The sequence below is a fragment of the Micromonospora sp. WMMD1274 genome, assembly GCF_049179035.1.
In the GTDB taxonomy this organism is placed as follows: domain Bacteria; phylum Actinomycetota; class Actinomycetes; order Mycobacteriales; family Micromonosporaceae; genus Micromonospora; species Micromonospora tulbaghiae.
Genome location: NZ_JBMHMG010000001.1, coordinates 6,568,800 through 6,592,098, shown reverse-complemented (window position 1 = coordinate 6,592,098; position 23,299 = coordinate 6,568,800). Strand labels below are relative to the sequence as shown.

The window sequence follows — 23,299 nt, the reverse complement described above, 5'->3', positions numbered from 1 at the left end:
GGCCGGTTTTGCCGACGGGAGAGCCGCGGCGGCACGGCAGCGGGCCCCGCACCCGGCTCGCAAGCGGTCCGGCGGCTCGCGGAAAGGGCTGGTGCGCGCCGATTCGCCAGCCTTGTCGGGGCGTGGCCGGTGGGCGCGACCGTGACGAAGGTCATGCCCCACACCGCCGCCTCGCGGGGCCGGCCGCTCAGCCCAGGCCGGCCATCAGGTCGATCTCGGCGGTACGCGAACGGTCGATGCGGCGGGCGAGGTCGCGTACCCGCTCGCTCGTTCCGGCGGCGACCTGGGCGCGGGCCAGGTCGGCCGCGGTGCGCTGGTGCCGGCTGAGCACGTCGAGCAGCACCCGGTCGGCGTCGGCGGGCGCGGCGGCCCGCAGCCGGGCCAGTCCGGCGGCGGCGTCGCTGTGCCCGGAATGGTCGTGCCGGGCGGCCGCGGCGGCGGCCGACGGGCCGGCGTCGCGCAGCCATCCGCGCATGGTGGCCAGTTCGTCGGTCTCGGTGGCCCGGACGGCGGCGATCAGCGTACGGATCCGCGGGTCGGTGGCGCGGTCGAGGCCGAGCGCGACGATCTCCAGCGTCTGCTCGGTGTGCGCCACCATCATGGCCAGGAACAGCGCGTCGATACCGCTGGTCGTGGCGTCCGCGCCGGACGGGACCGCGGCCGTGGCGGACGGGACCGGCGGGGGCGGATCGGCGGCCGGCGGCCCGCCGCACCCGGTCAGGGCCAGCACCAGGGCGAGCACCACCGCGACCGGCCGGGCGGCGGCGGACGCGCGGCGGAGCCGGGGACCGGCCGGCTCCGCCGCGCGGGTACGCCGGCTCAGATCTGCTGCCACAGCGCCGGTACGTTCGGCGGCTCCCAGCCGGCGATCGCGGTGTGCGCCTGGCGGCAGCGGTAGCTGCGGTCGTCGTAGGTGACCGTGTCACCGACCTGGTACGCCCGCCCGGCGGTCCAGGTGCCGCCCGGCGCCGGGGTGCTGGTCCGGGTCGGCGTGGGCGAGGGCGCGGGGGTGGTGGGTGCCGCGGTCGGGGTGGGCGCAGCCGTCGGGGTGGGCGACGGGGTCGGGTTGCCGCCTCCGCCGCCGATCTGGAGGTCGACGCAGGAGTAGAACGCGTTGGCGGTGTCGGAGATGTTCCAGATGGCGAGCAGCTTCTGCCGGCCGGAGAAGCCGCCGAGGTTGACGGTGTGCGACACGGTCGCGCCGGGCTGGCGGCCGCCGCCGTCGACGACCGCGACCCGGGTGCCGCCGATCCAGTACTCCCAGTTGGCGGTGGCGTGCCGGGCGGTGTTGACCCAGGTGAACGTGACGGTGCTGCCGACCGAGGTGGCCGGCCAGTTGCGGCTGTCGTCGTTGAGCACCGCGAACTGGGCGATGCCGGCGTGGCAGCTCCGCAGGCCCTTGGGGCCTTCGACGCTCTGCGGCTCGTACTTGATCTGCCCGCAGTCGGGCACCCGGTTCTGCGCGCAGAGCGCCTGGCGGCTGGGCGGCGAGGAGACGTAGCCGTGGGCCTGCGCGGGTGCGGCGAGCGCCAGCGTGCCGGTGACCGCACCGGCGGTGAGCAGCGGGAGGGTGATTCTTCGGCGCATGGTGGCAACTCCTTCGGGGGGATCGGAAGGTGTCACGAACATAAATTAAACATTCTTAACAGTAAAGACTCCTGTCTATAAATTAAGCCCTGCACGCCCAGCTCCGGGCGTATGATCCTGATCGATGGCTCGCCGCGCGGAGCCGATCGTCGTTCGTGGGCATCCCGTCGCCGTCAGGGCGCCGGGAGGACGACGCAGAACCGGGCATCTCCCGTCGTCCCACTCCCTCCGAAGGACATCCCCGGATGAGAAGACCCATTGCGTTCGCGGCCGGCCTGCTGCTGCTCGCCACCGCGCTCGGCACCGCCGGCGGGCCGGTCGCCGCCGCCGACCCCACGGACCCGGTCACCGTCACCGTGAACACCAGAGCCGGGCTGGCCACCGTCCCGGCCACCGCGCTCGGCGTCAACCACGCCATCTGGGACGCGCAGCTCGGCAGCGCCGAGACGTCCGACCTGCTCAAGACCGCGGGCGTGAAGATGCTGCGCTACCCCGGCGGCTCGTACGCCGACATCTACCACTGGGAGACGCACACCGCGCCCGGCGGCTACGTCGCGCCGAACACCGACTTCGACACGTTCATGGCCGGCGCCCGCCGCGTCGGCGCCGAGCCGATGATCATCGCGAACTACGGCACCGGCACGCCCGCCGAGGCGGCGGCCTGGGTCCGCTACGCCAACGTCACCAAGGGCTACGGCGCGAAGTGGTGGACCGTCGGCAACGAGAACTACGGCAACGGCCACTACGGCTCGGCCTGGGAGGCCGACGACCACCCGGACAAGAGCGCGAGCCAGTACGCGCGGCTGGTGATCGAGTACGCCGACGCGATGAAGGCGGTCGACCCGAGCATCAAGGTCGGCGCGGTGCTCACCATGCCCGGCAACTGGCCGGACGGCATCACCGCCGGCTCCGACCCGGGACCGTGGAACCAGACGGTGCTCTCCCTCGCCGGTCCGAAGATCGACTTCGTGGACGTGCACTGGTACCCGGGCGGCAGCGCGGCCGACTCGCTGGCCCGCACCAACCACCTGCCGGACGCGGCCTGGCTGCTGCGCCAGCAGATCGCCCGGTACGCCGGCCCCGGCGCGGACCGGATCGGGATCAGCTTCACCGAGCTGAACGTGGACGCCGGCCGTACCACGGCACCGGGCGCGCTGTTCCTCGCCGACGCCTACAGCGGCCTGCTGGAGCAGGGCGTGTTCACGGTGCAGTGGTGGAACGTGCACAACGGCATCGGCACCGTCTCCGAGGTGGCCGGGCAGACCGACTACGGCGACTTCGGGCTGCTGTCCAGCGGCAACTGCACCAGCGACGGCGAGGTGTGCCAGCCGGCGTTCAACACCCCGTTCGCGCCGTACCACGCGTTGTCCATGATGAACCTGTTCGCCCGCCCCGGTGACCAGCTCGTCCGCGCCGGGACGGACGAGCCGCTGGTCGCCGCGCACGCGGTCCGCCGGCCGGACGGCAGCGTCGCGGTCCTGCTGCTCAACAAGGACCCGGACACCGCCCACCCGGTGGCGCTCGACTACGCCGGGTTCACCCCGGCCGACGAGGCGCCGACAGTGCACACGTTCGCCAACGGCGCGACCGGGATCAGCACCGCCCGCTCGGGCGACGCGACCGCGCGGACGCTGCCGCCGTACTCGCTGACCACGCTCGTGCTGCGACCGGCCGGCAGCTCGGCCGGGCGGCCCGGCGCCCCCGGCCGGCCGGCGGCGAGCGCGGTGACCGACCGCGCGGCGACCATCTCCTGGCCGGCGGCCACGCCCGGTGCCGCGCCGATCGCCAAGTACGAGGTGCACCGCCAGCACGGCGCGGTGAGCGAGCAGCTCGGCGAGACCGCCGGCACGTCGCTCACAGTCGGCAACCTCGAACCGGGCGCCCGCTACACGGTCAACGTGCTCGCCCGGGACACCGCCGGGCGGGTCTCGTGGTCGTCCCCCCCGTTGACGTTCGCCACCGGCAGCCCGGCCGAGAGTTCCTGCGCGGTGCGGTTCGACGCCGACAACGACTGGGGCAACGGGTACGTGGCGAACGTCGAGGTGATCAACACGGGCGCGAAGGCCGTCGACGGCTGGACGCTCACCTGGACCTGGCCGACGGCCTGGCAGCAGGTGAGCAGCGGGTGGAGCGCCACCTGGAACCAGCAGGGCCGCGACGTGCGGGTGACACCCACCGACGACAACCGGCGGCTCGCCGCCGGCGGCGGGAGCACGACAGTGGGCTTCGTCGGCGCGTACAGCGGGCCGAACGTGCCGCCGGGCGCGTTCCGCCTCAACGGCACTGTCTGCACGCTGCGCTGAGCGGCGGTCAGCCCCGGCCGGGTGGCCGCAGCCGCACGTCGGCCGCCGCCGGGACCTTCGGGTTCCGGCGGTGGCCGGCCCGGCGCGGCGCCGGCACCACGTGCGGGCGCACCGGTCCGGCCGGCGAGACCGGCACGGGCGGGTCCGGCACGGGCCGCGGCAGCACGGCCAGGATCGCCACGAGCAGCGCCACCGCGACGACGCCGTCGAGCCAGTAGTGGTTGCCGGTGACCACCACCACGAGCGCGGTCACCAGTGGATGGAGCAGCCAGAGCCGGCGCAGCCGTCCGGCGGTGACCGCCATCAGGGCCAGCGCGATCGCCAGCGCCCAGCCCACGTGCAGCGACGGCATGGCCGCGTACTGGTTGCTGAGCTGGTCGGTGTCGGGCGGCCCGTAGACGCTCGGGCCGAACCGGGTGCCGGTGTCGACCATCCCGGTGAGCTCGGTCAGCCGCGGCGGCGCGAGCGGGACGCACACGTGCAGCACGAGCGCCACCGCTGTGAGCGCCGCCAGGGCCCGCCGCAGCCGCACGTAGTGGGCCGGGCGGCGCAGCCAGAGCCAGACCAGGCAGAGCACGGTGGCCGGGAAGTGCACGTAGGCGTAGTAGGAGTTGGCCAGCCGCACCAGCAGTTCGTGCGACAGCAGCGGCCCCTGCACGAGCGTCTCGTCGGGCAGGCGCAGCAGCCGCTCCAGCCGCCAGACCCACTCGCCGTTGGCCAGTGCCACGTCGGCGTGCCCGGCGACCACCTGCCGGCCCGCCTTGTAGGCCAGGAAGAGCACGGCGACGAGCGCCAGCTCGCGCGCGGCCCGCTGCCATGTGGCGAGGCGGGCGGGCGCGGTCCGCGTGGCGTCCACGGCTCCTCCTTCGGTTCGTCCCCGCATGGACCAGGGCCGCCGCCGGGGTCGGCGACGGCCCTGGGAGTACGGGCTCAGCGGCGGGCGCGTTCCTCCCGGCCGGCCGAGTCCACGCTCACCTCGTCGAAGGCGGGCGCGCCGTCGACGGCGTCCGCCCCCACCGCCACCGAACGGCCGGTGTCCGGCAGGTCGAGGCTGGAACGCAGGGTGACCGGGCGCAGCAGCAGCGCCGCAACGATACCCACCACCGCGATGGCGGCCGAGATCAGGAAGATGTGCCCCGTTGCGTCCCCGTACGCGGCCCGCACGATCTGCCGGACCGGCTCGGGCAGCGCGTCGAGGTTGAGCGTGCTGCCGCCGCCTCCGCCGGAGGTGGGGATGCCGGCCGCGGCGAGGTCGTGTGTGATCCGGTCGGTGACCCGGCGGGCCAGCACCGCGCCGAGCACCGACACGCCGATGGTGCCGCCGAGCGAGCGGAAGAACGCGACGCTGGCGCTGGCCGCGCCGATGTCCTTGAGCGCGACCGTGTTCTGCACGGCGAGCACCAGGTTCTGCATGGTCATGCCGACGCCGACGCCGACGATGAACATCGCGAGACCGACGAAGACCAGCGAGGTCTCGTGGTCGATGGTGCCGAGCATGGCGAACCCGATGACCAGCACGACCGACCCGAACACGATGTACGGCTTGATCTTCCCGGTGGCGGTGATCATCCGGCCGGCCACGATCGAGGAGATCAGCACGCCGGCCATCATCGGGATGGTGAGCAGGCCGGCCTCGGTCGGGCTGTAGCCGCGGCCGATCTGGAAGTACTGGCCGAGGAAGACCGCGCCGCCGAACATCGCCATGCCGACCGCGAGGCTGCCCAGGATCGCCAGGGCGGTGGTGCGCTCGCGGACGATGTGCAGCGGCACCACCGGCTCGGCGGCCCGTGCCTCCACCCAGACGGCGAGCGCGAGCAGCAGCACCGAGCCGCCGACCATGGCGCCGGTCTGCCACGAGACCCAGGCGAACGAGTCGTCGACGAACGAGATCCAGATCAGCAGCACGCTGACGCCGGCGGCGATGAGTGTTGCGCCCAGGTAGTCGATCTTGACGTTCTCCCGGCGCACGGTGGGCAGGTTCAGGGTGATCTGGAGCAGGAACAGCGCGACGGCCGCGACCGGTACGCCGACGAAGAAGCACCAGCGCCAGCCGAGCCAGGAGGTGTCGACGATGAGGCCGCCCAGCAGCGGGCCGCCGACGGTGGCCAGCGCCATGACGCCGCCCAGGTAACCGTTGTAGCGACCCCGCTCACGCGGCGGGATCATGGCCGCGATGGCGACCTGGACCAGCGCCTGCAGGCCGCCGACGCCGATGCCCTGGAACGCGCGGGCGGCGATGAGCTGCCCGGCGCTCTGCGCGAAGCCGGCCGCGACGGACCCGACCAGGAACACCACGATGGCGATCTGGATCAGCAGCTTCTTGTTGAACAGGTCGGCCAGCTTGCCCCAGATCGGGGTGGTCGCGGTGGCGGTGAGCAGGGTGGCGGTGACCACCCAGGTGTACTGCGTCTGCGAGCCGTTGAGCGCTCCGATGATCTTCGGCAGGGCCGTCGAGACCACGGTGCTGCTCAGCATGGCCACGAAGAGCACCAGCAGCAGACCGCTGAGCGCCTCCAGCGTCTTCCGCTTGCTCATGGGGGCGGCCTCAGCCGTCACGGTGGGTGCGCTCATGCGCGCGTCCTCCAGGTGTGTCGATACGGGGGTGGCCGCTTCGTTGCCTCAAGCAATCAACACTAAACCTTGCCCGGTCGGCAAGTTTGCCCATTGAGAAATGGGTCACCTACGCTGGCTGACATGGACGAGTGCACCGGGCTGCGGGAGCGGAAGAAGGCGGCCACCCGCCTGGCGCTGCACGAGGCGGCCCTGTCCCTCGCCGCCGAGCACGGCCCCGACCGGATCACCGTCGAGGCGATCGCCGACGCCGCGAACGTCTCCCGGCGGACGTTCTCCAACTACTTCGGCGGCAAGGAGGAGGCCCTCTTCCACGGCGACACGGTGCGGCTGCGCCGGCTCCTCACGCTCGTCGCGGAACAACCGGCCGAGTTGTCGCCGTGGGCGGCACTGACCCGGGCCGCCCTGGTCCAGGCCGAGGAGGGCTACGACGACCCGGCCGAGCCGTGGCTCAACCGGCGCCGCCGGCTGCACGGCCACCCGAGCCTGGCCGCCCACCAGGTCGGCGCGTACGCGGCCCTGGAGCGGGAGATGGCCGCGGAGCTGGCCCGCCGGTTGACCGGACCCGACGCGGCGCTGCGGGCCCGGATCGTCGCCGCGACGTTCCTCGCGTCCCTGCGGATCGCGGCGCACGAGTGGCTGGAGCACCCGGGGCGGTCGCTGCGCCACGTGCTGCGCGACGTGCTCGCCCTGGCCGCCCCTTCGGCGGGCTGAGCCGGCACCGGCTCACCGCTCCCCCGTCGGACCGGTGAAATGGCCGGCGAAAGCGACACCCCGCCTGACCTGGGCTGACACACTCGCCCGGTGGGTGGCGACCGGTGGCGCAAGGGGCTCGGGCCGGCGACCGGCGTCGCCCCCGCCACCCGGGTCGACCGGTTCGAGATCTTCTTCGACCTCGTCTTCGTGGTGTCCTTCTTCATCATCACGCGCGCCACCGCCGCGAACGTGACCCCCCGGGAACTGCTGCACGCGCTGCTGGTGCTCGCCGTGCTCTGGTGGTGCTGGGTGGTGCACAGCGCGGTCGCCGCCCGGCTTCGCCTCGGCGAGGGCTTCGTGCCGATCCTCATGGTGGTCGGCATGATCGCGCTGTTCACGTTCGCGCTCGCGCTGCCGCAGACGTTCGGCGACCTGGACAAGGGCAGCGCCGGGCCGATCCTGGTCACGATCAGCTACGTGGTGATCCGCGTCGTGCACACCGCGCTGTACTGGTACGCCACCGGCGACGACCCGCCGGCCCGGCGCAAGCTGCGGCTGTTCCTGCCCGAGGCGCTGGTCACCGCCACCCTGCTGCTGGTGGCGGCGCTGCTGCCGCCGCGCGTACCGCCGGACGTCGGCCCGTGGCTGCGCGACGGGCTGTGGATCGCGGTGGTGGCCATCCAGTACAGCAGCGGCCTGCTGGCCGGCACCGACGGCTGGAAGATCACCTCGGCCGAGCACTGGACCGAACGGTACGACCTCATCCTGATCATCGCGCTCGGCGAGTCGGTCATCTCCGTCGGCGTCGGCGGCAACCTGCTCGGCCAGGCCGTGACGTGGCCGGCGATCCCGGCGGCGATCTTCGGCATCCTGTTCACCGCGGCGCTCTGGTGGGCGCACTTCGACATGATCGGCCCGGCCGCCCGGATCGCGCTGCACGCCGCCCAGGGGCACGCGCGGGTGACGCTGGCCCGCGACGCGTACGCCTACCTCTACCTGCCGATGATCGCCGGGGTGATCCTGTTCGCGATCGGTGCCGAGGAACTGGTCCGGATCGTCACCGACCCGGCGGGCGGCGCGATGGAGCGCGGCCACGGGCCGGCGGTGCCACTGCTCTTCGGTGGCGTGCTCGTCTATCTCGCCGCCAACATGGCGTTCCAGTGGCGCGCGCTGGGGACGCTGTCCTGGACCCGGGTCGGGGCCCTGGCCCTGCTCGCCGCGGCGCTGCCGGTCGGCCGGCACCTGCCGGCGCTCGGCGCGCTGGGACTGCTCACCGCGATCTGCGTGGCCCTGGTGGCGGCCGAGCTGGTGATCTTCGCCGATTCCCGGGTCGCGTTGCGCCGGCTGATGCACGAGGAGAAGGCCAGCGCCGAGGAGAGCGAGGCCGCCTGGCGGACCCGCTGGCACGACGACGGCGACGGTGCCCCACACCGGCCTTGACACAGGCCCTAGAGTCTCCGCGTGATCGAGATCGTCACCGAGGTCGACCTGTTCCACCCGCCCGCCCGGATCTGGCGGGCGCTCACGGAACGCGCGCTGCTGGCCAAGTGGTTCGCCGACAGCGCGCCCGGGTCCGACCGGTGGATCCTCGCCACCGCCGCGCTCCCCGGCTACGACGGCGACACCGAGGTGGAGACCGTCGAACTGCGCGCGCCGGACCGGCTGGTCGTCCGCTGCCGGGAGGCCGGCCGGGCCACCCGCCTCGCCTGCGACCTGACCCCCACCGCCCACGGCACCCGGCTGTCCGTGCGCGAGGTGCTCGAGGAGGGCGACTGGGACGCCGACGCCCGCGCCGAGCAGCACGAGCAGGCCGTGACCGGACGGCTGCCGGCGATCCTCGACTGGCTGGCGTTCCAGAACGTCGACCTGCGCCGCGCCGAGGGAGGACTGACTGCCGAACTACCAGTGGTCCGGCTGCTCGGCGACGACCAGCGCCGGCCCGGGCGGCGCCGCGTGCTGCTGGCGGCCGGGGCGGTGACGCTGATCGCCGCCGCGGCCGGGGCGACGGTGTGGGCCACCGCCGGAGAGCCGCCCGCACCGGCCGCGCCGGCGCCCACGACGTCGCTGGTCATGCCGTCCAGCGCCGCGCCCTCCGTCCGGCCCACGACCGCGCGGCCCACACCCAGTGCCAGCCGCCGCAGCGCGTCGCCCTCGCCGACGCCGTCACCCACCCCCAGCCGTACGCCGAGCCCGACGCCCTCGACCGTGGTGGTGGCGCCGCTGAGCGCCACGTACGAGACGGTCACCGACCGGGTCTTCGGCTACCGGGGCGAGGTGGTGCTGCGCAATCCCGGCCCGGCACCGCGTCCGACCTGGACGGTCACGGTGACGCTGCACGACGGCGCCACAGTGGGCAGCGTGAGCGGAGCCGAGGCCACACAGGACGGCCCGGTGGTCACGTTCACCGGGAGCGCCTTGCCGGGCGGCGAGTCCGCCACCATCCGCTTCGACGTCCGCGACCCCGACCCCTCACACAACGCCCCCACGGCCTGCACCACAGAGAACACCCCCTGCACCCCCGCCTGACCCCCACTCTTCCCACCCTCGGCCTCACCCCGACCCCGCTTCACCCCGTTGATCATGAAGTTAGGCCGCGGATTTGTCCGCATTGAGTGCGGTCAACTTCATGATCAACGGGTACGGGCGTGCCCTGGCGCGCGGGTGGGCGGGGTGGGCGCGGGATGGGCGCGGTCAGTGAGGGCTGGTGCGGTGGGTGCGGAAATGGGTTGTTGAGTGCGTGGGAGCGCTCCCGTAACATCCCTGACGCGGCTGTTAACGCTCACAACACAATCGCCACCGCCAATGCCAGAGCCGCCGCCCCCGCAGGAGGTCAATCCATGTCCAGATCCAGGCCAGTCAATGCCATATTGGCGTCGGCCGGTGCCGCGCTGCTCGCGTCGGCGTCGGTCGCCGTGGCGCTGCCCGCCGGGGCCGCCGCCGCGGGCTGCTCGGTCAACTACGCGATCTCGTCGCAGTGGCAGGGCGGCTTCGGCGCCAACGTCACCGTCACGAACCTCGGCGACCCGGTGTCGAGCTGGACGCTGACGTGGTCGTTCGGCGCCGGGCAGACGGTGACCCAGTCGTGGAACACGAGCCTGACCCAGAGCGGAGCGGCGGTCACCGCGCGCAACGTCGACTACAACGGGTCGATCCCGACGAACGGCACCACGTCGTTCGGCTTCAACGGCTCCTGGACCAGCAGCAACCCGGTGCCGACCAGCTTCGCGCTCAACGGGGTGACCTGCACCGGCGGCACCACCACGCCGACCAGCGGCCCGACCGGCGCACCCACCACCGCGCCACCCACCACGGCGCCGCCGACCACCGCACCGCCCACGACGCCACCGCCGGGCAACACGTGCAGCCTGCCGTCGACGTACCGGTGGTCGTCGACGGGCGCGTTGGCGCAGCCGCGCTCGGGCTGGGTGTCGCTGAAGGACTTCACAGTGGTGCCCTACAACGGGCAGCACCTGGTGTACGCGACCACGCACGACACCGGGTCGTCGTGGGGGTCGATGAACTTCGGGTTGTTCTCGAACTGGTCGCAGATGGCTTCGGCGTCGCAGAACGCGATGTCGTCGGGGACTGTGGCGCCGACGTTGTTCTACTTCGCGCCGCGCAACATCTGGGTGCTGGCCTACCAGTGGGGACCGACCGCGTTCTCGTACCGGACCTCGACGAATCCGACGAACCCGAACGGGTGGTCGTCGGCGCAGCCGCTGTTCACCGGCAGCATCTCCGGTTCCGGTACCGGCCCGATCGATCAGACGCTGATCGCCGACGACCAGAACATGTACCTGTTCTTCGCCGGTGACAACGGCAAGATCTACCGCTCCAGCATGCCGCTGAGCAACTTCCCCGGCAGCTTCGGCTCCAACTACACGACCATCATGTCGGACTCGACGAACAACCTGTTCGAAGCCGTGCAGGTCTACAAGCTGCAGGGCCAGACCCGCTACCTGATGATCGTCGAGGCCATCGGCTCGCAGGGCCGCTACTTCCGCTCGTTCACCGCCACCAGCCTGGGCGGCTCGTGGACCCCGCAGGCCGCCACCGAGAGCAACCCGTTCGCGGGCAAGGTCAACAGCGGCGCGACCTGGACCAACGACATCAGCCACGGCGAACTGATCCGCACCACAGCGGACCAGACCTTCACCGTCGACCCCTGCAACCTCCAACTGCTCTACCAGGGCCGCTCCCCCAACTCCGGCGGCGACTACGGCCTCCTGCCCTACCGACCGGGTCTCCTGACCCTCCAGCGCTGATCCGGCCGACCGAGGAGAGAGAGGTCCGATGAGAAGACACCAGACGACCCGTACCGCGGTGTTGTCGGCCGGTGCCGTCCTGCTGGCGTCGACGGCGATGGCCGCGGCGCTGCCGGCCGGGGCGGCGGCCGCCGGCTGCGCGGTCACCTACGCCGTGTCGTCGCAGTGGCAGGGCGGCTTCGGCGCGAACGTCACAGTCACCAACCTCGGTGACCCGGTCAACGGCTGGACGCTCACCTGGTCCTACGCCGCCGGCCAGACGGTCACCCAGGCGTGGAACGCCACGGTGACGCAGAGCGGGGCGGCGGTCAGCGCCCGCAACGTCGACTACAACGGGTCCATCCCCACCAACGGCACCACGTCGTTCGGCTTCAACGGTGCCTGGACCAGCAGCAACCCCGCACCGACCAGCTTCGCGCTCAACGGGGTGACCTGCACCGGCGGCACGACGCCGACGTCGTCGCCGACCACGTCGCCGTCCACGTCGCCGACGAGTTCGCCGACCACCTCACCCAGCAGCCCGCCGCCCACCGGGGCGGCGGACATCACCGTCAACACCGCCAGCCGCTACCAGACCATCGACGGGTTCGGCGCCGCGGTGTCGATCTGGGGCGGCGCGTGGTCGACGGCGGAGACGCAGACGCTCGTCGGGCTCGGCCCCAACCAGCTCGGCCTGTCCATCGTGCGTACCGGCATCTCGCCGGTGTCCGGCGAGTGGGGCACCCAGGTCAGCGCGCTGCGCACGGCGAAGTCGTACGGGTCGAACGTGAAGATCATGGCGTCGCCGTGGACCGCCCCGGCGGCCTGGAAGACGAACAACAGCCGGATCAACGGCGGCAAGCTGCGCACCGACTACTACGACGACTACGCCGGCCACCTCAACAGCTACGTCCAGTACATGCGCAACCAGGGCGTGACGATCGACGTCACGTCCGTGCAGAACGAGCCGGACTGGCACCCGGACTACGACTCGATGGACTGGAGCGGCACCGAGCTGCAGACCTTCGTGCGGGAGCAGGGTGCCAAGGTGCAGAACACCAAGCTGATGGTCGCCGAGGCGGTGAACCTGAACTACGGCTACACCGACCCGACGCTCAACGACGCGGCGGCCCGCAACAACATCGGCTACATCGGCGGTCACCTGTACGGCACCGAGGCGTCCGGCCGGCTGAAGCCGTACACGCTGGCGCAGCAGTACAACAAGCCGGTGTGGATGACCGAGTGGAACCTGCACGAGGCCGACGGCAGCGGCTCCAACATCTGGGGCAACCCGGCCAACGCCACGGTCTGGAACGAGACGCTCGACGACATCATGCGCACCGTGCACAAGTCGATGGAGTCGAACTGGAGCGCGTACGTCTGGTGGTACGGCAAGCGCTACTACTCGTTCATCGGTGACGGCGAGTCCGCGTACGGCACCGTGGCGGGCGCGCCGCTCAAGCGGGGGTACGCGTTCTCGCAGTACGCGAAGTACGTGCGGCCCGGCTACCAGCGGGTCGCCCTGACCAAGAGCTCGAAGGCGTCGCCGCTGGAGGTGACCGCCTACTCCGGCGACGGGAAGGTCACGCTGGTGATCCTCAACCGGTCGACCAGCGCGGTGAACAACGCGGTCATCCAGGCGCCGCAGAACGTCAGCCGGGCGGAGTACGTGGCCACGTCGCAGAACGCCAGCGCGGCGAGCCAGCCGGTGGGCGTGAACGGCAACCAGGTGACTGTGAACGTCGGCGCGCGGAGCATCTCCACGGTCGTGCTCACCCTCTGACCGGGGACACGCACGAGGGCGGGGGCGGCCGGATCGGCCGCCCCCGCTCGTGTGTGACTGCTAACTGGCGTACGTCTCGAACTCGCCGACTCTCGGCGTACCGCCGGAGCTGTTGATCTTGAAGTTGATCTTCTTCAGCGAGGTCGCGCCGAACGTGATCTGGCCGGCCCCGCTGCCGGAGGCGAGCACCGCGCCGGTGTCGTTGTTGACGAGCTGCCACGACCCGATCGAACCCGAGGTGCCCGACGGCTCGCGGATGACCACGCGGGACACGGTGGTGGCCGAGCCCCACTTGATCGAGACGGTGCCGGTCGACCCGGACGGCGACCAGTACGTGCTCAGGTTGCCGTCGCGCACGTTGCCGTAGCTGGTGCCGTCGGCCTTGCTGGACCCGTCCGCGCCGGCGCCGGAGACGAGGCTCAGGTTGGTCCCGCCGGACGGCGGCGGGGTGGTCGTCCCGGGCGGCGGCGTGGTGGGTGCGGGCGTGGTCGGCCCCGGCGTGGTCGGCGCCGGGGACTGCGGCGTGCAGTTGCCGTCGGACACCCGCAGGCCGGTGTTGGCGCCCGCGGTCTGCCGCACGATGTCCGGCACGCAGCTCGCCGCGTCGAGCCGGTACGAGTACGGGACGCTCACGGTGGTCGTCGAGGTCACGTTCGGACCCGCCGGGTAGTTGTCGCTGCCGGGCGAGGACCAGGTCACGTTGTCGAAGATGTTGCCGCTGACCTGCCAGGTGCCGCGCTCGCTGGTGTAGAACGTGCCGAGCACGTCCTTGGAGTTGCGGAAGTAGTTGTTGTCCACCTTGGCCCGCGCGCCGGCCCGGGAGTTGATGCCCGACTCGTGCAGCCCGTTGTAGTGGTTGTTGAACATGTGGGCGATGCCGCCGCGCAGCAGCGGCGTACGGGAGTCGATGTTCTCGTACAGGTTGTGCTCGAACGTGATGTAGCCGTTGCCGCGGTCGCTCTCGCTGGACCCGATGAGGCCGCCGCGGCCGGAGTTGCGCAGGATGCTGTACGACAGCGTCACGTACTGGGTGTCGTCCTTCATGTCGAACAGGCCGTCGTAGCCCTCGGACTCCCCGCCGGACGCCTCCAGCGTGACGTGGTCGACCCACACGTTGCGGACGCTGCTCTCCATGCCGATCGCGTCGCCGCCGTTGGAGGTGGGCGAGCCGGACTTCTTGACGTTCCGCACCGTCACGTTGCGGATGATGATGTTGCGGGAGTCGCGGATGTGGATGCCGAGCTGGTCGAAGACGGCGCCGCTGCCCACGCCGATGATGGTGACGTTGCTGATCTGCTTCAGCTCGATCACGCCGTCGGCGGTGTTGCAGCTCGATCCGGAGACCTTGCTGGTGTTGCCGTGGTTGATGGTCCCGGTCACCTCGATGATGATCGGGGTGCTGCTGCTGGCCCGGCCGCACAGCGCGGCGTGGATGGCGGTGCCGGTGGTGGCGCGTACGGTCTGCCCGCCCGCGCCGCCGGTGGTGCCGCCGTTCTGGGTGGCGTAGCCGGTGGCGCTGCCGGCCGCCGCCGACGCCTGCGGGGACGGCAGCACCACGGCGACGGCGATTCCCACGACCGCCGTGGCCAGTGCCGCGTGGAGTCGCAGCGCGACTGGTCTTCTCATGTCGCCTCATTCCTTTTTCGAGCATGCGGGAATTGCCGCCGAGCAGCGGCAGTCACCGAATGGGAATAATGAGGAGCCGCGACGCGATCAGGCGCGTCGCCGGCGAATGTCGTTCATCTGCGATGCCCGGATCGCACATGAAACATCGATGTAACGCAATCGTATGAAAGCGCTTTCCAGGAAGGCAAGAGCTGGCGTTTGCAGGTTTTTTGCACTGTTCGGGGCGTCCGGGCGCGCGGGGCGGCGTCTTGACGGGGTGCGTGATCGATGGTTGCCTGCACGTCACCCAGAGATCGAAGTTCGTCTACCTCATGCCCTCACGAGGAGCGCCCATGCCCCACCCCCGTACGAGCCGCCCGGTGGCGGTGGTCGCCGGCGCGATCGCCGCCGTCCTGGCCGTCTCGCCGGCGCCCGCCGCACCCCTGGCGGAACCGGCTGTCACCGGCAACACGTGGAACGCCGACCTCACGGTCGTCGACTCCGACGACGTCAACGTCCGCTGGTCCGGCGCCGGACTGCGCCTCGCCGGCGCGGCTAGCCGACCGGCCGCCCAGCGCCGGCAGGCGGCCGAGGGCATGCTCGTCACCGCACCCCACCCGCTCGCCGTGCCGGCCAACCGGGTCCGGGCCGAGATCGCCGCGACAACCGGCCGGGGCGGCGCCGTCGAGGTGGCGGCGCGCGGCTGGCGGTCGGGCGCGTGGACCGAGTGGCGGTCCGTGTCCGGCGAGGCCGTCTTCGACCAGCCCGTCACCCGCGTGCAGATCCGGGTGGCGCTCACCGCCGAACGGCCGTCCGCCGCGCCCACCGTGCGCGGGGTCCGGCTCGTCGCCGACTCGGTCGCCGCCGTCACGGCCGCCACCCCGGGCCTCACCTACCGGGTGTACGCCACCCGGGAGGGCCTGGTCGGCGGCACCACCGCCAACGGGCACGTGATCGTCTCGCGGGACCACTTCGTCGCGCTGCCGTCGGCCCGCGGCCTCGCGCCGAAGAACACCGGCGACTACACCGTCCGGGTCTGCACCACCACCCGCAGCCGCTGCGAGTACGCGCCGGTCTGGGACATCGGACCGTGGAACACCAGGGACGACTACTGGAACCCCAGCAGCACCCGGGAGATGTGGAAGGACCTGCCGCAGGGCCGGCCCGAGGCGCAGGCCGCGTACCAGAGCGGCTACAACGGCGGCCGGGACCAGTTCGGGCGCACGGTGGGCAGCCCGGCCGGCATCGACCTCGCCGACGGCACGTTCTGGGACGGTCTGCTGCTGACCGACAACGCCTGGGTCGACGTCGCCTATCTCTGGACCGGCACCGGCACCCGGGGCCGGATCGGCAGCGGCCCGCTCAACATCCGCTCCGGCCCCGGCACGAGCAACCCCGTCGTCGGCCTGGCGGCCACCTACGCCAACGTGCCGATCGAGTGCTCGGTCGTCGGCCAGTCGGTGAGCGGCCCGTACCGCACCACCACCCAGTGGAACCGCCTCGCGTCAGGACACTTCATCAGCCACGCGTACGTCTCCGGCGTGACCGGCACCATCGCGCCCTGCTGAGGACGCCCCGCCCGGGGCGGGCCGGTCCGCTGAGGACGGCCCGCCCGGGGCGCGCGCCGGTGTGGCGCCGCCCCGGGTGCGCTGGATGAGCACGACGCAGGCGAGCACCGCGCCCGCCACCACCAGCGCGCCGGGCGTGACCGCCTCACCGAGCAGCACTGCCGACCAGATCAGCGTGAGCACCGGCTGGACGAGCTGGATCTGGCCGACCTTGGCGATGCCGCCCCGGGCCAGCCCGGCGTACCAGGCGAAGAAGCCGAGGAACATCGACACCACTGTGAGGTAGCCGAACCCGGCCCAGTTGGCGACGCCGCCCTGCGGAGGGTGGACGAGAGCGGCCACCGCCGTGACCGGCACGGTGACCGGGAGCGACAGCAGCAACGCCCAGCAGATCGTGCGGGCACCGCCGAGTTCGCGGGCCAGTCTGCCGCCCTCGGCGTACCCGAGGCCGCAGAGCACCACGGCGGCGAGCAGGAACACGTCGGCCGCGGACAGCGCGCCGCGTATCGAGCCGCCGGCGGCGAGGAAGGCGAGCACCAGCGCCAGACCGGCGGCGCTGGCGATCCAGAACAGCGGCGGCGGCCGTTCGCCGGCCCGCAACACCGCGAACACGGCGGTCATGGCGGGCAGCACCGTGACGACCACCGCGCCGTGCGCGGACGTCTGCGTGGTGAGCGCCAGCGAGGTGAACAGCGGGAAGCCGACCACGACGCCGAGCGCGACGATCGACAGCCGTCGCCACTGGTCCCGGGTGGGGCGCGGCGCGCCGGTCAGCCGCAGGTAGCCCCACGCGAGCAGCGCCGCGCCGACCGCCCGTCCGAACGCGACGAACCACGGGTCGAGTGTGTGCACCGCGACGCGGGTGGCCGGCAGCGACATGCTGAAGGCCAGCACACCCAGCGCGCCGAGGGCGATCCCGGCGCCCGGTCTCACCGTTACCGTCGTGCGCGCAGTAGCGCTACTCTGTGCCGTCATGAACGATGGTAGCGCTATCGACCGTGTGGTCCGGCATCTGGGTGCGCTGGCCGCTGACGCCACTCCCGGCACGCGGCTGCCGTCGGTACGGGAGCTGACCGCCCACCATCACGTCTCCCCCGTGACAGTCGCCGAGGCGACCCGGCGGCTCGTCGCGGACGGGCTGGTGGAGACCCGGCCGGGTCGCGGCGCGTACGTGGCCACCCGGCGCGCCGACCCGCCGCGGGCGGACCTGTCGTGGCAGACCGTCGCACTGGGCTCGCGGCGGGGCGGTGAGGAGGAGATGCAGTCGCTGCTGGCGTTACCGCCGTCGGGCGCGATCCCGCTGACCGGCGGCTATCTGGACCCGGACCTCCAGCCGGCTACCGCGCTCGGTGCGGCGCTCGCCCGCGCGGCCCGGCAGCCCGCCGCCTGGCAGCGCGGCCCGATCGAGGGGCGCCTCGACCTGCGCGCCTGGTTCGCCCGCGAGGCAGGCGGCGGCCTGCGCGCCGAGGACATGGTGATCTGCCCGGGCGGCCAGGCGGCCCTCTCCTCGACGCTGCGGGCGCTCACCACACCCGGCGACACGGTGCTGGTCGAGTCCCCCACCTACCTGGGCGCGCTCGCCGCCGCGCGCGCCGCCGGGCTGCGGGTGGTGCCCGTCCCCGCCGACACCGACGGGGTAAGCCCCGACCAGCTCGCCGCCGCGTTCGCCCGCACCGGCGCCCGCCTGTTCTACTGCCAGCCGCTGTACGCCAACCCGCACGGCGCGACGCTCTCCCCCGCCCGGCGCGCCCAGGTCGCCGACGCGGTCCGCGAGGCCGGGGCGTTCCTGGTCGAGGACGACTACGCCCGCGACCTCACCATCGACGGCGAGGCCCCGCCTCCGCTGGCCGCCGACGACCCGGACGGGCATGTGGTCTACCTGCGCTCGCTGACCAAGTCCACAGCGCCCGGTCTGCGGATCGCCGCGATCGGCGCGCGCGGACCGGCCGGGGCGCGGCTACGCGCCGCCCGCCTGCTCGACGACCTCTTCGTCGCCGGGCCGCTGCAACAGGCCGCCGTGGAGTTCCTCACCGCGCCGGCCTGGGACCGGCACCGCCGCACGCTGCGCGTACAGTTGCGGGCCCGCCGGGAGGCGCTGCTCGCCGCGCTGGACCGGCACCTGCCGTCGCTGGCCCCGCGCGCCGTCCCGCGCGGTGGCCTGCACCTGTGGGTACGGCTGCCCGACGACACGGACGACGTAGCTGTGACCACTGCGGCCGCGGCAGCGGGGGTGACCGTCTTCCCCGGCCGCCCCTGGTACGCCGCCGAACCCCCCGCCCCGCACCTGCGCCTCACTTACGCCGCCGCCCCACCCGAGCAGATGGACGAGGCGATCCGCCGCCTGTCCACCACCCTCCCCCACTGACCGCGGCGACGGACACCGCCATCGATCTTGGACTTGCGGCGCCCAGGATGTCGGCTTCGCCCCACTATCGACGGTGCCACAACTCCAAGATCGACGCCCCCCTCCGCCACACCCCCGCCCACCCCGCCCCACGCCCGCGATCTTGCAGTTTGGTGCCCCGCATAGCGGGAGTAATCCGGCACCACGGGGGCGGAAAGTGCAAGATCGCGGGCGGAGCGGAGCGGCGGGGCGAGGGCGGGGGCGAGGGCGGGGGCGGGGGTCAGTTGCGGGTGATGGTGAAGGTTGTTGTGGTGTTCTTGATGTCCTGGGCGTTGTCGGTCAGGCGGAGGTTGGTGAACGTCGCCGCGCCGACCGCGGGGCCCTGACCGGCCTCGGGCATCTCGTTGACCCAGATGCCGAAGCCGGACTTCGCGTCGAACGCGTCACCGCTGCGCCTGGCACCGGAGATCGACACGTTCGTCAGCACCGTGTCGGTGATCGGGTTCTCCGGCTGGCTGCCGTTGTACTTGGTCTGGAACATGATCCCCGAGTACGTTGGATCGACGATGTCCACGTCGGTCACCCGGATGCCCCGGAACTCCCTCGACGCCGAGAACAACCACATCGCCGGGAACGTCTGCGCGCCCCAGAAGTGCCCGCCGGAGCGGATCAGCGAGATGTTCTCGAACCGGGTGGGCGGGCTGGCGCCGAACCCGACGAACGGGTAGCCGAAGTCCAGCGAGCTGATCGTGATGCCCGAGTACGTGAGCTGGTCGGCGATGTAGAGGTTACGGAACACGTTGTCGTAGCCGCCGTACACCGCGAGCCCGGCCGCCCGCCAGGTCAGCGTCGCGGTCAGGTTCTCGAACACGTTGCCGTGGTTGCCGCCGGAGCCGCCCTGGTCGGTGGCGGAGAACAGCGCGAACGCGTCGTCGCCGTTGGAGCGGCCCTCCGAGTTGGTGACCAGGTTGTTCGTACTGCCGTTGGTCATGTTCACCGCGTCGGCGAAGGTGTTGCGGAACCGGCTGTCCCGGATGGTCAGCCCGTCCACGCTCACCCCCCAGTACGCGCAGACGGTGTGCTCCACCCAGACGCTGTCCAGCGTCAGGTCGTCCACGTCCTTCAGTTCGCCCCACACCTTGCCGGGACCGTCGATCCGGTTGGTGTAGTTGCCGAAGAACGCCAGGTGGGCGAACGTGGAGCCGCTGGCCGAGGACTCGACCCGGAAACCGGCGTCGGTGTTCTGCTGGTTGCGCGGCGTCTGGAAGCGGGTGTACCACATGCCGGCGCCGACGACCTTCACCGCCTTGCCGTACACCTGGAACTTCTGCGCCGTCTCGTACGTGCCGGCGGGCAGGTAGACGCCGACCAGGGTGCCGGTGGTGTCCATCCGTACCGCGTCGAGCGCGTTCTGCACGTCGGCGTGGCTGAACCCGGTCGGCACCCTGTAGCGGGCCGGGTCGGGGTTGGCGCGCGGCGACACCAGTTCGGTGTCGACGAAGTCGATCGCGTACGTGGTGGTGTTCGCCGGGTCCTTCTGGAGCCGGATCCGGCTACCAGCCGGGACCGTGGTGTCGAGCAGCACGTTCGCCTCGTCGTACAGGTGCCGGGGCGCGCCGGCGCTCGGCGAGTCGCTCGGCCCGGCCTCGGCGCCGTAGAGCCAGATGTGCTTGGAGGTGAGGCTCATCGGCTTGTGCAGCACACCGTTGACGTAGACGTTGATCGTCGAGTCGATCCCGCCGCCGCCCGGCGCGTCCGGGATGGAGTAGCGGGCCACCAGGGCGTTGGCCGCCGATCGGGTGGTCCACTCGACGTACGCGCCGGTGGTGTTGAGCGTGACCGCGCGGCGGCCGGACGCCTCCCCGGCGAGGTCCCCGATGGTGCGGTTCGGGCCGATCACCTGCGCGCCGCCGCCGGTCGTGCCGTCCTCGGCCTCGTAGGCGTCGTACGGCAGGTTCGCGCCGCGGCCGACGAACAGCGACCGGTCGCTGGTGTTGTTCTGCCGCTTCACCGGCAGCTCGTTGGCGTCGTCGGCGAGCACCACCCGCACCGTGTACCGGCCGTTGGCGGCGGTCCAGGTGCCCAGCGACACCGGGCCGGCCGTGGCCCCGGCGGCGATCGTGCCGCTGTACGAGCCGGTGAGCGTGCGCACCACCGCGCCGGACTGGTCGCGCACCGTCAGCGTGATGCCGTGCGCGCCGCTGGCCGACGCGATGGTGCCCTGGTTGCGCAGCGTCACCGCGAAGGAGACGGTGGCGCCGGCACTCGGCGTGCCGGGTGACCAGGTGACGGCGGAGGCGACCAGGTCGGAGCTGGCGACCGGGCTGACGGTCAGCGCGGTCGGGCTGGTGTAGGAGTTGTTCGCCTCGTTCTGCTCGATCACCGCGTTCGACTCGTCGACCTTCGCGGTGAGCTGGTAGCTGCCGGCGTCGCGTACGCCGATGTTGGCCGAGACGGTGCTCGACGCGCCTGCGGCGAGCGCGCCGACGGCGGCGGTGCCGACCTTCGTCGTACCCAGGTAGAGGGTGACGGCGGTGGCGGCGGAGGCCGCGGTGCCGGCGTTGCGCACGGTGGCGGACAGCGTGATCGCGTCGGTCTCCACCGGCGCGGACGGCGACGCGGTGACGGCGGTGACGGTGAGGTCCGGGTTCGGCGCCGGGACGCCGATGACCTGGAGTTCGGCGACCTGCCCGTTGGAGGAGCCGGAGTTCGCGGTGAACTGGAGCCGCACGTCGGCGGCGGTCGCGGAGACCGGGACGGTCACCGTGTTGGCGCTGTTCGGGTTGAAGGAGTACGTGGCGGAGCCGGCCAGGCTGGTGAACCCGGACGCGGACTGTTCCCGGCCGAGCACCTGGAACGTCTGGGTGCGCGCGCCCCACGCCGGATCCGGGTTGAGCTTCACCACGACCGCGCTGATGCTCGCGTTGGCGCCGAGCGCGACCGTCAACGTGCTCGGGTACGCGCCGGGCGCGCCCTCCCAGTACGTGGAGACGTCGTTGTCGACGGCGTTGGCGGCGGCGAACACGTGCACCATCGACGACGCGGTGGCGGGCTTGCCGACCGCCAGGTTGGTGCCACCGGACGTGCTGCCGGTGCGGGTGACCGTGTTGCTGTTCGCGGACACGTTCCCGGCGGCGTCGCGGGCCCGGACGTGGTACGAGACGGTGGCGCTGTCCGGCTGGCTGTCGGTGTACGTGAGCGTGGACCCGCTCACTGTGGTGCGCAGCGTGCCGTTGGCGTACACCTCGTAGCCGGTGACGCCCACGTTGTCGGTCGACGCGGTCCAGGTCAGCCGGATCTGCCCGCTCCCCGGCTGGGTGTAGGCCAGGTTGCCGGGCGCGGTGGGCGCGACGGTGTCGCCGGTGTTGCCGGTCCGGGTGACCGTGTTGCTGTTCGCCGACACGTTCCCGGCCGCGTCGCGGGCCCGCACGTAGTAGGAGACGGTGGTCCCGGCCGGCTGGGTGTCGGTGTACGTGAGCGTGGTGCCGCCGACGCTGGTGCGCAGCACACCGTTGGCGTACACGTCGTAGCCGGTGACGCCCACGTTGTCGGTCGACGCGGTCCAGGTCAGCCGCACCTGGTCGGTGGCGGGCTCGGTGAACGCGAGGTTGCCCGGCGCGCTCGGCGCCTGGGTGTCGCCGGTGACCGGGCCGTAGATCTCCAGCTCGGCGAGCTGCCCGGCGGGCCAGGCGCTGTTCGCGGTGAACAGCAGCCGCAGGTAGCGGGTGGACGCGGTGGGCACCGTGACAGTCACCGTGTTGCCGCCGCCCGGGTCGAACGCGTACGACGCGGAGGCGACGAGCGTGCCGAACGTGGAGCCGTTCGTGCTGCCCTGCACGGTCAGCGTCTGGGTGCGGGCGCCCCAGCCGGACGGCAGCCGCAGCACGAGCCGGTTGACGCTGGTGGCGGAGCCCAGGTCGGCCTGGACCCACTGCGGGAACGCGTTGTTCGGGCTCTCCCAGTAGGTGGCCGCGTTGCCGTCGTTGGCGTTCGCGGCGCCGTACACGTCGGCGTGGCCGCTCTCGGTCATGGTCCGGCCGAGCGCCAGGTTGGTCGAGGAGGTGGCCGCGCCGTACACCTCCAGCTCGGCGAGCTGGGCGGCGGTCCAGCCGGTGTTCGCGGTGATCACGACCCGCAGGTAGCGGGCGTTCGTGGCGGTGAAGCCGAGCGTCACGGTGTTGGCGGCGGCCGGGCTGAACGTCCGGGCGGCGGACGCGACGACAGTGGTGAAGCCGCTGCCGTCGGCGCTTGCCTGCACGGACAGCGTCTGGTTGCGCGACTCCCAGGCGGCCGGGAGCTTCAGCACGACCTGGTCCACGGCGCGGCTGGTGCCGAGGTCGACCTGCGCCCACTGGGGCAGCGCGCCGCTGCTCTCCCAGTAGCTGCCCTGGTTGCCGTCGGTCAGGTTGGCCGCGACGTAGGGGCCGTTGACGCTGCTGGCGGTGGCGGTGCGCCCGGCGGCGAGGTTCGGGCCACCGGCGGCGAGGGCCGGTGGGGCCGGGGCCGCGGTGACGACCAGGCCGACCGCGGCGAGCACCGCGACGATTCCGGTACGGAGTCTGGACATGGTGGACGGACACCTTCTTCCCGGGGGAGGT

15 protein-coding genes are annotated in these 23,299 nt (G+C 72.3%); 8 read left to right on the top strand and 7 right to left on the bottom strand.

All coding sequences use genetic code 11. The features are described from left to right. Positions 1 to 187 precede the first annotated feature (187 nt). Entirely contained in the window at positions 188 to 835 is a 648-nt protein-coding gene (locus tag ACN27D_RS31125; protein ID WP_120570031.1) for a DUF305 domain-containing protein, read from the bottom strand. Then, on the bottom strand, positions 820 to 1,587 hold the full coding sequence (locus tag ACN27D_RS31120) for a lytic polysaccharide monooxygenase (RefSeq protein WP_421500690.1): 768 nt from the start codon (positions 1,585 to 1,587) through the stop codon (positions 820 to 822). Before ACN27D_RS31120 ends, ACN27D_RS31125 begins: the two co-directional genes overlap by 16 nt. A gap of 245 nt (positions 1,588 to 1,832) precedes the next feature. On the opposite strand from ACN27D_RS31120, the gene ACN27D_RS31115 reads away from it, so the two are divergent. Further along, complete coding sequence (locus ACN27D_RS31115) at positions 1,833 to 3,890, top strand: cellulose binding domain-containing protein (RefSeq protein WP_421500689.1); 2,058 nt, start codon at positions 1,833 to 1,835, stop codon at positions 3,888 to 3,890. Between the two features lie 7 nt (positions 3,891 to 3,897). Here the strand turns inward: ACN27D_RS31115 and ACN27D_RS31110 are convergent, their stop codons facing one another. Then, on the bottom strand, positions 3,898 to 4,746 hold the full coding sequence (locus tag ACN27D_RS31110; RefSeq protein ID WP_421500688.1) for a phosphatase PAP2 family protein: 849 nt from the start codon (positions 4,744 to 4,746) through the stop codon (positions 3,898 to 3,900). A 74-nt stretch (positions 4,747 to 4,820) separates the two neighbouring features. Beyond that, the gene (locus ACN27D_RS31105) at positions 4,821 to 6,461 is read right to left on the bottom strand and encodes an MDR family MFS transporter (RefSeq protein WP_120570035.1); all 1,641 of its coding nucleotides are present in this window, start codon (positions 6,459 to 6,461) and stop codon (positions 4,821 to 4,823) included. Between the two features lie 123 nt (positions 6,462 to 6,584). On the opposite strand from ACN27D_RS31105, the gene ACN27D_RS31100 reads away from it, so the two are divergent. From ACN27D_RS31100 to ACN27D_RS31080, 5 genes are all read left to right on the top strand, one after another. Further along, the gene (locus tag ACN27D_RS31100) at positions 6,585 to 7,175 is read left to right on the top strand and encodes a TetR/AcrR family transcriptional regulator (protein WP_121686370.1); all 591 of its coding nucleotides are present in this window, start codon (positions 6,585 to 6,587) and stop codon (positions 7,173 to 7,175) included. Positions 7,176 to 7,265: 90 nt separating this feature from the next. After that, entirely contained in the window at positions 7,266 to 8,597 is a 1,332-nt protein-coding gene (locus ACN27D_RS31095) for a low temperature requirement protein A (protein WP_120570037.1), read from the top strand. Between the two features lie 21 nt (positions 8,598 to 8,618). After that, positions 8,619 to 9,683, top strand: a complete 1,065-nt coding sequence (locus ACN27D_RS31090; RefSeq protein ID WP_350816584.1) for an SRPBCC domain-containing protein — start codon at positions 8,619 to 8,621, stop codon at positions 9,681 to 9,683. Between the two features lie 311 nt (positions 9,684 to 9,994). After that, positions 9,995 to 11,422 (top strand): non-reducing end alpha-L-arabinofuranosidase family hydrolase, encoded by a 1,428-nt coding sequence (locus ACN27D_RS31085; protein ID WP_421500687.1) that lies wholly within the window; start codon positions 9,995 to 9,997, stop codon positions 11,420 to 11,422. Positions 11,423 to 11,450: 28 nt separating this feature from the next. After that, positions 11,451 to 13,184 (top strand): cellulose binding domain-containing protein, encoded by a 1,734-nt coding sequence (locus tag ACN27D_RS31080; protein WP_421500686.1) that lies wholly within the window; start codon positions 11,451 to 11,453, stop codon positions 13,182 to 13,184. A 60-nt stretch (positions 13,185 to 13,244) separates the two neighbouring features. Here the strand turns inward: ACN27D_RS31080 and ACN27D_RS31075 are convergent, their stop codons facing one another. Continuing rightward, positions 13,245 to 14,810 (bottom strand): pectate lyase family protein, encoded by a 1,566-nt coding sequence (locus tag ACN27D_RS31075; protein WP_030275171.1) that lies wholly within the window; start codon positions 14,808 to 14,810, stop codon positions 13,245 to 13,247. Positions 14,811 to 15,142: 332 nt separating this feature from the next. On the opposite strand from ACN27D_RS31075, the gene ACN27D_RS31070 reads away from it, so the two are divergent. Continuing rightward, the gene (locus ACN27D_RS31070) at positions 15,143 to 16,357 is read left to right on the top strand and encodes a hypothetical protein (RefSeq protein WP_421500685.1); all 1,215 of its coding nucleotides are present in this window, start codon (positions 15,143 to 15,145) and stop codon (positions 16,355 to 16,357) included. Here ACN27D_RS31070 and ACN27D_RS31065 read toward each other — a convergent pair. Further along, positions 16,295 to 17,290: a DMT family transporter gene (locus ACN27D_RS31065; RefSeq protein ID WP_357895567.1), complete on the bottom strand. Its 996-nt coding sequence runs from the start codon at positions 17,288 to 17,290 to the stop codon at positions 16,295 to 16,297. The two genes, ACN27D_RS31070 and ACN27D_RS31065, sit on opposite strands and share 63 nt — an antisense overlap. A 40-nt stretch (positions 17,291 to 17,330) precedes the next feature. Between ACN27D_RS31065 and ACN27D_RS31060 the strand changes: the two genes are divergently transcribed. Beyond that, positions 17,331 to 18,722: a PLP-dependent aminotransferase family protein gene (locus ACN27D_RS31060; protein WP_421500684.1), complete on the top strand. Its 1,392-nt coding sequence runs from the start codon at positions 17,331 to 17,333 to the stop codon at positions 18,720 to 18,722. Between the two features lie 259 nt (positions 18,723 to 18,981). Here ACN27D_RS31060 and ACN27D_RS31055 read toward each other — a convergent pair whose 3' ends face one another. Continuing rightward, complete coding sequence (locus ACN27D_RS31055; protein ID WP_421500683.1) at positions 18,982 to 23,268, bottom strand: discoidin domain-containing protein; 4,287 nt, start codon at positions 23,266 to 23,268, stop codon at positions 18,982 to 18,984. Positions 23,269 to 23,299: the final 31 nt, after the last annotated feature.